This is a genomic window from Streptomyces sp. NPDC002793, assembly GCF_040295485.1.
In the GTDB taxonomy this organism is placed as follows: domain Bacteria; phylum Actinomycetota; class Actinomycetes; order Streptomycetales; family Streptomycetaceae; genus Streptomyces.
Genome location: NZ_JBEOVL010000006.1, coordinates 237,043 through 247,796, shown reverse-complemented (window position 1 = coordinate 247,796; position 10,754 = coordinate 237,043). Strand labels below are relative to the sequence as shown.

Below are 10,754 nucleotides of genomic sequence, written 5' to 3'. Positions count from 1 at the left end.
CAGGCGCCGATGGTGCTCCGGAGACGGCCGCGGCGCCTGAGTACGCGTACTCAGGCGCCGCTCGTCGGCTCCTCAGGAGGGCCAGTACGTCCGCGCCCACGAGCGGGGCCCCGGGCGCAGGGCGCCCCGGCGGGCGATCCTGCCCGGGTCCGACCACTCCTCGGGCGGCAGCGGATCACCGGGCGGCACCGCGGCCACCGCCGCCGCGCGCGCCCGTACCACCGCGAGGGCGGCGGCCAGTTCCTCCGGGGTGGGGTTGCCCCGCACGACCTTGATCATGATGGCTCCTGGTGATCAGAGGGGAATGTTGCCGTGCTTCTTCGGCGGCAGCGACTCGCGCTTCGTACGGAGCTGGCGCAGGCCCTTCACCAGGTGCGCCCGGGTGTCGGACGGCATGATCACCGCGTCGACGTAGCCGCGCTCGGCCGCGACGTACGGGTTGAGGAGGGCGTCCTCGTAGTCGGCCATCAGCTCGGCACGGGTGGCGTCCGGATCGTCGGCGGCGGCGATCGTGCGGCGGTGCAGGATGTTCACCGCGCCCTGGGCGCCCATCACCGCGATCTGCGCGGTCGGCCAGGCCAGGTTCAGGTCGGCGCCCAGGTGCTTGGACCCCATGACGTCGTACGCGCCGCCGAACGCCTTGCGGGTGATCACGGTGATCAGCGGGACGGTCGCCTCGGCGTACGCGTAGATCAGCTTGGCACCGCGCCTGATGATGCCGCCGTACTCCTGGTCGACACCCGGCAGGAAGCCGGGGACGTCGACGAAGGTGAGGACCGGCACGTTGAACGCGTCGCACGTGCGCACGAAGCGCGCGGCCTTCTCGCTGGCGTCGATGTCCAGACAGCCGGCGAACTGCATCGGCTGGTTGGCGACGATACCGACCGGGTGGCCCTCGACGCGCCCGAAGCCGGTGAGGATGTTCGGCGCGAACAGGGCCTGCGTCTCCAGGAACTCACCGTCGTCGAGCACGCGCTCGACGACGGTGTGCATGTCGTACGGCTGGTTCGCCGAGTCCGGGATGAGGCTGTCGAGCTCGCGGTCCTCGTCCGTGGTCCCCAGGTCCGCCTCCTCGGGGAAGACGGGGGCCTCGGAGAGGTTGTTCGACGGGAGGTAGGACAGCAGGGACTTGACGTACTCGATGGCGTCCTTCTCGTCGCCCGCCATGTGATGGGCCACGCCGGACGTGGTGTTGTGGGTGCGGGCGCCGCCCAGTTCCTCGAAGCCGACGTCCTCACCGGTGACCGTCTTGATGACGTCCGGACCGGTGATGAACATGTGCGAGGTCTGGTCGACCATGACCGTGAAGTCGGTGATCGCGGGGGAGTAGACCGCGCCGCCCGCGCACGGTCCGACGATCAGGGAGATCTGCGGCACGACACCCGAGGCGTGCACGTTGCGGCGGAAGATCTCGGCGAACAGCCCGAGGGCGGCCACCCCCTCCTGGATGCGGGCGCCGCCGCCGTCGTTGATGCCGATCACCGGGCAGCCGGTCTTCATCGCGAAGTCCATGACCTTGACGATCTTCTCGCCGTAGACCTCGCCGAGCGAGCCGCCGAAGATCGTGAAGTCCTGCGAGTACACGCAGACCGGCCGGCCGTCGACCGTGCCGTAACCGGTGACGACGCCGTCCCCGTACGGGCGGTTCTTCTCGATCCCGAAATTGGTGGACCTGTGCCGTGCGAACTCGTCGAGCTCCACGAAGGAACCCTCGTCGAGCAGGAGGTCGACCCGCTCCCGGGCGGTCAACTTGCCCTTCGCGTGCTGCTTTTCGACGGCACGTGCGGAACCTGCGTGTGTGGCCTCTTCGATACGGCGCTGCAGGTCCGCGATCTTGCCGGCGGTGGTGTGGATGTCGCTCTGCGGCTCGGACATCGGGTGGCGGCTCCCTGCCTGATCACGGGGACGACTGGTTCATCCAGTGGACGTGCTGGACCCATGCGTGCTCGACGGCTACCTGCTCGTCGGCGTAGCTACTGATCCGTAGCGTATCGGCGTGGATACCGTTCGGCAGTGCGTCGTTTGCCACACCTAATGTGGGTTGCATGACACCACCTGATGCGCCGCACAACCGCTGGTCGGACCTCGACAGGCCGCCCCTGAACGTCGCGGCGCTCCGCCGGGGGCTGCTGAGGCCCGACGGGCTCTGGTCCTCGTTCGACGTCGTCGAGGCGACCGGCTCCACCAATTCCGACCTCGCGGCACGAGCGGCCGGAGGCGATCTGGCCGAGGGCGCGGTGCTGGTCGCCGAGGAGCAGACGGCCGGGCGGGGACGCCTCGACCGGAGCTGGACCGCACCGCCCCGCTCGGGCCTCTTCCTCTCGGTCTACCTGACCCCCGGCGGCGTGCCCGTCGAGCGCTGGGGATGGCTCCCGCTGCTCGCCGGTGTCGCGGCCGCGACCGGCCTCGCGCAGTCGGCGGGCGTCGACATGGCACTGAAATGGCCCAACGACCTCCTGGTGACGGTCGGCGGCACGGAACGCAAGACCGGCGGCATCCTCGCCGAGCGGGCCGGGGACGGCGTCGTCATCGGCATCGGCCTCAACGTGTCGCTGCGCGCGGCCGAGCTGCCCGCCCCGCACGCCGGTTCGCTGGCACTCGCCGGAGCGGTCTCCACCGACCGGGAGACCCTGCTCAGGGCCGTGCTGCGTTCGCTGGAGCAGTGGTACGGCCAATGGCGGGCCGCGGACGGTGACGCCGCCGACAGCGGGCTCCAGGCGGCCTACGCGGCGGGCTGCGCCACGCTCGACCGGACCGTGCGGGCCGAGCTGCCGGGTGACCGGTCCGTCGTCGGTGAGGCCGTCGCGATCGACGGGGACGGGCGGCTCGTGCTGGCCACGGCCGACGGGCTCCAGGAGCCCGTGTCGGCCGGGGACATCGTCCACCTGCGCGGGGAGGCGGGCGGTCTCGTCTGAGCCGGCCGCCCCGCACATACGGGTGATGTCAGGGAAGGCGAGCCCCGGAACCGCGCCACCAGGACGTGAGCCAGGGCACACCTGCCGTATCGTTGAGGCGATCCAGCGACAGATCGGCAGGGCAGTGCGCAGGGAACGGGCAGGAGGCGGCCGGTGACCGTCGACGACACGAACTCCGACGACGGCGCGGAGCCCTCGTCGGGACCGTCCGTCCACTCGACACCGCATCACGAGGTCGACCACACGGCCGAACCGACGGACGACCCGCTCGCCATCCGGCTGGAGGCCCTGATCCTGGGGGCCGACCGCCGCTACACGCCGTTCCAGGCGGCCAGGACCGCCGGGGTCTCCATGGACCTGGCGTCCCGCTTCTGGCGGGCGATGGGCTTCGCCGACATCGGACAGGCCAAGGCGCTCACCGAGGCCGACGTGCTGGCGCTGCGCCGGCTCGCCGGGCTCGTGGAGGCGGGGCTGCTCAGCGAGCCGATGGCGATCCAGGTGGCCCGGTCGACCGGGCAGACCACCGCCCGGCTCGCGGACTGGCAGATCGACTCCTTCCTGGAAGGGCTGACGGAGCCTCCCGAGCCCGGCATGACCCGGACCGAGGTCACCTATCCGCTGATCGAGCTCCTCCTGCCCGAGCTGCAGGAATTCCTGGTCTACGTGTGGCGGCGTCAGCTCGCCGCCGCCACGGGCCGGGTCGTGCAGGCGACGGACGACGACGAGATGGTCGACCGGAGGCTCGCCGTGGGCTTCGCCGACCTGGTCGGCTTCACCCGGCTGACCCGGCGGCTGGAGGAGGAGGAGCTGGGCGAGCTGGTCGAGACCTTCGAGACGACCTCGGCCGACCTGGTAGCGGCCCACGGCGGACGGCTCATCAAGACCCTGGGCGACGAGGTCCTCTTCGCCGCCGACGACGCGGGCACGGCGGGCGAGATAGCGCTCCGGCTGGTCGAGGCGATGGCCCAGGACTCCACGATGCCCGCGCTGCGGGTCGGCATCGCGTTCGGCACGGTCACCACGCGCATGGGCGACGTCTTCGGCACGACGGTGAACCTCGCCAGCCGGCTCACGTCGATAGCGCCGAAGGACGCGGTGCTGGTCGACGGCGCGTTCGCCGCCGAACTGATCAGGAACGGCGACGCCCCCGCGTCCGAGGCCGAGGAGGCCGCCGCGGTGGCCGAGCGGGCCCGGCTGGCGGCGGAGGAGGGCCACCGCACGGACGAGGAGCCACCGCTGCCCACGTACCGCTTCGGGCTGCAGCCGATGTGGCAGCGTCCGGTGCGCGGTCTGGGCGTGGTGGAACCCTGGCTGCTGGCCCGGCGGGGCAAGGCGGCGACCTGACGGTACGGGGTCGGGTGCTCGCCCCTCCCCGTGCGGCCGGACCCGCCCTAGGATCCCGGTAACGCTCGTTAACCGGAGGGGTGCAGAGTCATGGGTGTCACGTCGGAGCAGAGGTTCGGGGAGTTCGTCGTCGTACGGCGGCACGAGGGTCAGGACCACGTCGCCGAGCTGGTGCTCGACCGTCCAGGTGCCATGAACGCCGTCAGCACGGCGATGGCGCGCGCCATCGCCGACGCCTGCGCCGCGCTCGGCGCCGATCAGGGCGTGCGGGCGACCGTGCTCACCTCCAGCCATGAGCGGGCCTTCTGCGTCGGCGCGGACCTCAAGGAGCGGAACTCCTTCACCGACGCCGAGCTCGTGCGGCAGCGGCCCACGGCGAGGGCCGCGTACACCGGCGTGCTGGAGCTGCCGATGCCGGTCGTGGCCGCCGTGCACGGCTACGCCCTCGGTGGCGGCTTCGAGCTCGCTCTGGCCTGCGACGTGATCGTGGCCGACCGCACGGCCGTGGTCGGCCTGCCCGAGGTGTCCGTCGGTGTGATCCCCGGCGGCGGCGGTACGCAGCTGCTGCCCCGCCGCGTCGGGGCGGCACGCGCCGCCGAGCTGGTCTTCACCGCGCGGCGGGTGGAGGCGGCCGAGGCGGCCGAGCTGGGCCTGGTCGACCAGCTGACCGAGGCGGGCCGGGACCGTGAGGAGGCCCTGGCCCTCGGTGCCCGGATCGCGGCGAACTCGCCGGTGGGGCTCCGGGCCGCCAAGCGGGCGCTGCGGCTGGGGCAGGGGCTGGACCTGAGGGCCGGACTGGAGGTCGAGGACGCCGCCTGGCGGTCCGTGGCCTTCTCGGGGGACCGGGCCGAGGGCGTCGCCGCGTTCAACGAGAAGCGGAAGCCCAGCTGGCCAGGCGAGTAGGGCCGGGCCGCCAGGTCGAAGATCATCAGCGCTGCCAACTGATCGAATCGTCGCATTCGTACATAAGCTGGGGCGATGGGCGGTGATGATGCGCGGCTGCGCGCCGTGGTTGCGCTGGCACAGACGATGGCGGCGGCCTGCACCCCGCGGGAGTCCTGGCACGCCGCGGCGGTGGGGGCGTGTCAGGCGCTGGGGGGCAGCTTCGCCGCCCTCTCGGTGTGGGAGCGGGAACAGGGCAGGCTCCGCGTGCTGGTCAACGCGGGTGAGCGGGCGGAGGGGGAGGAGGAGTTCCCCGAGGCCGAGTCCTACCCGGTGCACCAGTTCCCGGAGATCACCGAATTCCTGCACGAGCGCTGGGCGGGCGGCGGTGAGCCCGATGCCTGGGTGGAGACCGCCGACGGCACCCCTCCCGTCGGCACGCCGGCCCGGGGCACCCGTCCGTACTGCCACCAGCGGGTCGCGGCGCTGCGCCGGCGTGGGCGGGGCTGCTGCGTGGTGGCGCCGATCGTGCTGCACGGGCGGGCCTGGGGCGAGCTGTACGTGGCCCGTCCGGCGGGTGCTCCGGTGTTCGACCGGGACGACGCGGACTTCGCGACCGTGCTGGCCGCCGTCGTCGCGGCGGGTATCGCGCAGACCGAGCGACTGGAGGAGGTCCGCAAGCTGGCCTTCACCGATCCGCTGACCGGCCTCGCGAACCGCAGGGCCGTCGACCTCCGCCTCGACGAGGCGCTGGACCTGCACCGCACCGAGGGTGCCGTGGTCAGCCTGGTCGTCTGCGACGTGAACGGGCTCAAGGTGGTCAACGACACGCACGGCCACGCGGTCGGCGACCGCCTGCTGGAACGTTTCGGCTCGGTGCTGTCGCTCTGCGGCGCGATGCTTCCCGGCGCGCTGGCCGCGCGCCTGGGCGGGGACGAGTTCTGTCTGCTGGCCGTGGGTCCCCCGGCGGAGGACGTGGTCCGGGTCTCCGAGGAGCTCTGTGCGCGGGCCGTCGCACTGGAACTCGGCGACGGGGTCGCCTGCGGCGTCGCGTCCACGGGGGACGACATCGGCCCGGTCCCGTCCGCCCGCCGGCTCTTCCGGCTGGCGGACGCCGCCCAGTACCAGGCGAAGGCCGCCCATTCCAGGCGGCCGGTGGTCGCGGGGCGCGACGGTGACGTGATCCGGCTGGCGGACTCCCCGCCGAAGTCCCCCCACGACCGGCGCAGGCTGCGCGGCAATCCTCCCGACAGGGACAGGTAAGGGGTCAACCGGCCGACCACTCGTGACAGAGTGGCTTTCAGTCCGTACGCTTCTGAATATGGATATGCACACAGTCGTGGTGGGGACGTCCGGGACCACTGCCGAGGACGTCGTCGCCGTGGCCCGCCAGGGCGCCCGGGTCGAGCTCTCCGCAGCCGCCGTCGAGGCGCTCGCCGCCGCACGCGAGATCGTCGACGCCCTCGCCGCCAAGCCCGAGCCGGTCTACGGCGTCTCCACCGGCTTCGGCGCCCTCGCGAGCCGGCACATCGGCCCGGACCTCCGGGCGCGGCTCCAGCGCAACATCGTCCGTTCGCACGCTGCGGGCATGGGCCCCCATGTCGAGCGCGAGGTCGTCCGCGCGCTGATGTTCCTCCGGCTGAAGACGCTCGCCTCCGGCCACACCGGCGTACGCCCGGAGGTCGCGCAGACCGTGGCCGACGTGCTCAACGCGGGCATCACCCCCGTCGTCCACGAGTACGGCTCGCTCGGCTGCTCCGGTGACCTCGCCCCGCTCTCGCACTGCGCCCTGACCCTGATGGGCGAGGGCGAGGCGGAGGGCCCCGACGGCGTCGTGCGGCCGGCCGGTGAGCTCCTCGCGGCGCACGGCATCGCCCCCGTCGAGCTGCGCGAGAAGGAGGGCCTCGCCCTCCTCAACGGCACCGACGGCATGCTGGGGATGCTCGTCATGGCCCTCGCCGACCTGAAGAACCTCTACACCGGCGCGGACATCACCGCGGCGCTCTCCCTGGAGGCGCTCCTCGGCACCGACCGGGTCCTCGCACCCGAACTGCACGCCATCCGCCCGCACCCCGGCCAGGGAGTCTCGGCCGACAACATGCTCCGGGTGCTCGCCGGTTCGGGACTCACCGGCCACCACCAGGACGACGCCCCCCGCGTCCAGGACGCCTACTCCGTACGCTGCGCACCCCAGGTCAACGGCGCGGGACGCGACACCCTCACGCACGGGCGGCTCGTCGCGGACCGCGAGCTGGCCTCCGCCGTGGACAATCCGGTGGTGCTCGCCGACGGCAGGGTCGAGTCCAACGGCAACTTCCACGGCGCGCCGGTCGCGTACGTCCTCGACTTCCTGGCGATCGTCGCCGCCGACCTCGGGTCGATCACCGAGCGCCGCACGGACCGGCTGCTGGACAAGAACCGCTCGCACGGGCTGCCGCCGTTCCTCGCCGACGACGCCGGGGTCGACTCGGGGCTGATGATCGCCCAGTACACGCAGGCCGCCCTGGTCAGCGAGCTGAAGCGGCTCGCGGTCCCGGCGTCCGTCGACTCGATCCCGTCCTCCGCGATGCAGGAGGACCACGTCTCCATGGGCTGGTCGGCCGCGCGGAAGCTGCGTACCGCCGTCGCGGGGCTCTCGCGGATCGTGGCCGTCGAGCTGTACGCCGCCGCACGCGCCGTCGAGCTGCGCGCCGCCGAGGGGCTGACCCCCGCACCCGCCTCGCAGGCCGTCATCGGGGCACTGCGGGCCGCCGGCGTCGAGGGGCCGGGTCCCGACCGCTACCTCGCCCCGGACCTGGCCGCCGCGGACGCCTTCGTCCGGGAGGGGAAGCTGGTCGCGGCCGCGGAGGCGGTGACCGGACCGCTCGCCTGACGGGTGAAGGGCTGCCGCACGGGTGCGGCAGCCCTTCACCTCCTCAGAGCCCGGTGCTCAGCGTCCCGCCCCGGCGTACCGAGTGGAGGACGAACCCCGCGCCGATGGCCAGTGAGACCGTGCCGCCGATCAGATAGGGAGTCGTGTCGAAGCCCGCCCCGGTGTCGGCGAGCCTGTCGTCGGAGGTGAACTCCCCCGTGGCGGGAGCCTGACGGGCCTCGGTGGAGGCACCGGCGGACGAGCCGGTGGAACCACTCCGCGGGCCTGTTTCGTCGGTCGCCTTCGCGGACGGGACGAACCAGAGAGCGCAGAGCAGGGTGCCTGCCGCTGTGGTGGTCAGCAGCGTGCGACGAGCCATGGACACAGAATCGATCCCCTTGCGACAGCCATCAGTTAGGGCCTGTGTTGCGTTCTGGGTCGGCCCCGTGGGCCGATGCTAAGCAAAGCAGCGGGTCGGAGGAAACCCGCGGCTCCCGGGGGCCTTACGCTCCCGCGTATGAGTACTTCTGAGACACCCTCATTTGTTCGGCTTCGCGTGGAGATGGTGCTGGAGATCAGCGACGTGGACGCCCTGACCGGGACGGCGCTGGAGAGCATCGCCGCCGATTTCACCGCCGACGGAGTCTCCGCCGACGAGTCCGCCGAGGAACGCACGCATGCGGAGGAGACGGTCAGGGAAGACGCGGCGGAGGCCCTCGCTTCGCTGATCGACCCGTTCGATCTGGTCAGCCAGGTGCCCGGGGTCGAGCTCGCCCAGGCCTCCTGGAGCAGCGAGACGATCGACTACGACCCCGACGCCGAGGACTGGGCCGCCGGAGAGGACGGGGACGAGGCGTACTACGGGATCGAGGACAATGCGACGGACGACGAAGAAGGAAGCGGGAATACGGAACGCTGACGCCCACGAGGCACTCCTCCTGGGTGGCGGGAACCGCCGCGGTCCTGGGTGCGTCGATGAGTGGTGTTCCCCACATCCGCGATGGATGTGGAACGGACGACCCGGTCACGGCGTTCTAAGAAGAATGACGGGGAGACGCCGTCGGGCGTCCCTGTCCGGGGATCTTGGGGAATCGGCAACGATGGAGAAGCGTGTGATGACGGACAGCAAGCGGCGCAGGGGCCTCACGGCCGTGTCCGCACTGCTCGGCGGCGTACTGGTGCTTTCCGCCTGTAGTGACGACGGCGGATCGGGCAGCGCGAGTTCCGACAGCTCGAAGACGTCACAGGCGCAGGTGGACGAGGCGGCCGCCAAGGACGCCTCCGAGGCGCAGATAACGATCGCGCCGAAGAACGGCGCGACCAACGCGAGCATCAACAACGCCGCGATGGTCACCGTCGCCAAGGGCAAGCTGACCGAGGTCACCATGACCACGGCGGAGGGCGACGCGGTCGAGGGCACCCTCGCGGCCGACGGCTCCAGCTGGAAGCCGAGCGGCCAGCTCGAACGCTCGACGACGTACAAGATCAGCGCGACCGCGACCGACTCCAAGGACCGCGCCGCGCACGCCAACAGCTCCTTCACCACGGTCTCGCCGGAGAACAGCTTCATCGGCAACTTCACCCCCGAGGACGGTTCCACCGTCGGCGTGGGCATGCCGGTGTCGATCAACTTCAACAAGGCGATCACCAACAAGAAGGCCGTCCAGGACGGCATCAAGGTGACGTCGAGCAGCGGTCAGGAAGTCGTCGGCCACTGGTTCAACGAGAAGCGCCTGGACCTGCGCCCCGAGGACTACTGGCAGGGCGGTTCCACCGTCACGCTGAAGCTGGCGCTGGACGGTGTCGAGGGCGCCGACGGCGTCGTGGGCGTGCAGCAGAAGACGGTCACCTTCAAGGTCGGCCGTAACCAGGTCTCCACCGTGGACGCCAAGGCGCACACGATGACCGTCACCCGGGACGGCAAGACGATCAAGACCATCCCGATCTCCGCCGGCTCCTCCGATAACCCGACGTACAACGGCCAGATGGTGATCTCCGAGAAGTTCAAGGAGACCCGCATGGACGGTTCGACGGTCGGCTTCACGGACGACGACGGCAAGGGTGAGTACGACATCAAGGACGTGCCGCACGCCATGCGGCTGTCCACGTCGGGCACCTTCATCCACGGCAACTACTGGGGCGCAAAGTCGATCTTCGGCAGCGCCAACACCAGCCACGGCTGCGTCGGCCTGGCCGACACGAAGGGTGCCGACGACCCGGGTACGGCCGGTGCCTGGTTCTACGACAACTCCATGCTCGGCGACGTGGTCATCGTCAAGAACTCCCCGGACAAGACCATCGCGCCGGACAACGGCCTCAACGGCTGGAACATGAACTGGTCGGAGTGGACGGCGGGCTCCGCGGCCTGATCCCCGACCGCACGTCTCTCCCTTCCGCATTCCTCCCGAAGGCGGCGGCACCCGGACTCCTCCGGGGCCGCCGCCTTCGGCGTGGGCGCGCCGGAAAGGGCTCTCGTCCCGCTCTCGTCGCGAGGCTCCCCGAGCCCGATCCGAGGCCGCGCGGACCTCACGGCCCCCCACTGGGGGCTGTGAGGTTCGCCACCCGGGCGGCCTCACGGCGCCTGTGGCGCCCGGCCCATCCGTCCGGCCCGGAGCGGGTGTACGGGGACAGAAGCCGCATAACGACCCCTGCGGTCATGGTCACTATGTGGATGTCGGCCGGACCGGGCCGGACCGCGCTGCGAGACTTGCCAGGTGCAACGGCCCCCACGGGCCGGTGGCGCCTCCGGGGACAGGGAGCGC

Annotated in this window: 11 protein-coding genes; 7 read left to right on the top strand and 4 right to left on the bottom strand. The window is 71.5% G+C overall.

Annotated elements, in window-relative coordinates:
• Positions 1-72 precede the first annotated feature (72 nt).
• The 3 genes from ABT001_RS08590 to ABT001_RS08580 are packed head-to-tail and all read right to left on the bottom strand — an operon-like array spanning position 73 to position 2,047.
• Positions 73-279, bottom strand: coding sequence for an acyl-CoA carboxylase epsilon subunit (locus ABT001_RS08590; protein WP_351274286.1), 207 nt, complete (start codon positions 277-279; stop codon positions 73-75).
• A gap of 15 nt (positions 280-294) precedes the next feature.
• Entirely contained in the window at positions 295-1,875 is a 1,581-nt protein-coding gene (locus ABT001_RS08585; protein ID WP_351274283.1) for an acyl-CoA carboxylase subunit beta, read from the bottom strand.
• Positions 1,876-1,897: 22 nt separating this feature from the next.
• On the bottom strand, positions 1,898-2,047 hold the full coding sequence (locus tag ABT001_RS08580) for a hypothetical protein (protein WP_351274280.1): 150 nt from the start codon (positions 2,045-2,047) through the stop codon (positions 1,898-1,900).
• Between ABT001_RS08580 and ABT001_RS08575 the strand changes: the two genes are divergently transcribed.
• The 5 genes from ABT001_RS08575 to hutH all read left to right on the top strand — a co-directional run bounded on the left by ABT001_RS08575 (position 2,046) and on the right by hutH (position 8,013).
• Positions 2,046-2,915: a biotin--[acetyl-CoA-carboxylase] ligase gene (locus tag ABT001_RS08575; RefSeq protein WP_351274278.1), complete on the top strand. Its 870-nt coding sequence runs from the start codon at positions 2,046-2,048 to the stop codon at positions 2,913-2,915. The genes ABT001_RS08580 and ABT001_RS08575 overlap by 2 nt on opposite strands.
• Before the next feature lie 153 nt (positions 2,916-3,068).
• On the top strand, positions 3,069-4,259 hold the full coding sequence (locus ABT001_RS08570) for an adenylate/guanylate cyclase domain-containing protein (protein ID WP_351274275.1): 1,191 nt from the start codon (positions 3,069-3,071) through the stop codon (positions 4,257-4,259).
• Between the two features lie 90 nt (positions 4,260-4,349).
• On the top strand, positions 4,350-5,162 hold the full coding sequence (locus tag ABT001_RS08565; RefSeq protein ID WP_351274273.1) for an enoyl-CoA hydratase/isomerase family protein: 813 nt from the start codon (positions 4,350-4,352) through the stop codon (positions 5,160-5,162).
• Between the two features lie 75 nt (positions 5,163-5,237).
• Entirely contained in the window at positions 5,238-6,404 is a 1,167-nt protein-coding gene (locus ABT001_RS08560) for a GGDEF domain-containing protein (RefSeq protein WP_351274270.1), read from the top strand.
• Between the two features lie 58 nt (positions 6,405-6,462).
• Positions 6,463-8,013, top strand: coding sequence for a histidine ammonia-lyase (gene hutH, locus ABT001_RS08555; RefSeq protein ID WP_351274267.1), 1,551 nt, complete (start codon positions 6,463-6,465; stop codon positions 8,011-8,013).
• Positions 8,014-8,056: 43 nt separating this feature from the next.
• Here hutH and ABT001_RS08550 read toward each other — a convergent pair whose 3' ends face one another.
• Positions 8,057-8,377: a hypothetical protein gene (locus ABT001_RS08550; protein WP_351274264.1), complete on the bottom strand. Its 321-nt coding sequence runs from the start codon at positions 8,375-8,377 to the stop codon at positions 8,057-8,059.
• Between the two features lie 132 nt (positions 8,378-8,509).
• On the opposite strand from ABT001_RS08550, the gene ABT001_RS08545 reads away from it, so the two are divergent.
• Positions 8,510-8,911: a hypothetical protein gene (locus tag ABT001_RS08545; RefSeq protein WP_351274262.1), complete on the top strand. Its 402-nt coding sequence runs from the start codon at positions 8,510-8,512 to the stop codon at positions 8,909-8,911.
• 181 nt (positions 8,912-9,092) lie between these two features.
• Positions 9,093-10,361, top strand: a complete 1,269-nt coding sequence (locus ABT001_RS08540; RefSeq protein ID WP_351274259.1) for a L,D-transpeptidase — start codon at positions 9,093-9,095, stop codon at positions 10,359-10,361.
• Positions 10,362-10,754: the final 393 nt, after the last annotated feature.

Coding starts and splice junctions, on each gene's coding strand:
- ABT001_RS08590 (WP_351274286.1), bottom strand. CDS start 279: ATGATCAAGGTCGTGCGGGGCAACCCCACCCCGGAGGAACTGGCCGCC.
- ABT001_RS08585 (WP_351274283.1), bottom strand. CDS start 1,875: ATGTCCGAGCCGCAGAGCGACATCCACACCACCGCCGGCAAGATCGCG.
- ABT001_RS08575 (WP_351274278.1), top strand. CDS start 2,046: ATGACACCACCTGATGCGCCGCACAACCGCTGGTCGGACCTCGACAGG.
- ABT001_RS08580 (WP_351274280.1), bottom strand. CDS start 2,047: ATGCAACCCACATTAGGTGTGGCAAACGACGCACTGCCGAACGGTATC.
- ABT001_RS08565 (WP_351274273.1), top strand. CDS start 4,350: ATGGGTGTCACGTCGGAGCAGAGGTTCGGGGAGTTCGTCGTCGTACGG.
- ABT001_RS08560 (WP_351274270.1), top strand. CDS start 5,238: ATGGGCGGTGATGATGCGCGGCTGCGCGCCGTGGTTGCGCTGGCACAG.
- hutH (WP_351274267.1), top strand. CDS start 6,463: ATGGATATGCACACAGTCGTGGTGGGGACGTCCGGGACCACTGCCGAG.
- ABT001_RS08545 (WP_351274262.1), top strand. CDS start 8,510: ATGAGTACTTCTGAGACACCCTCATTTGTTCGGCTTCGCGTGGAGATG.
- ABT001_RS08540 (WP_351274259.1), top strand. CDS start 9,093: ATGGAGAAGCGTGTGATGACGGACAGCAAGCGGCGCAGGGGCCTCACG.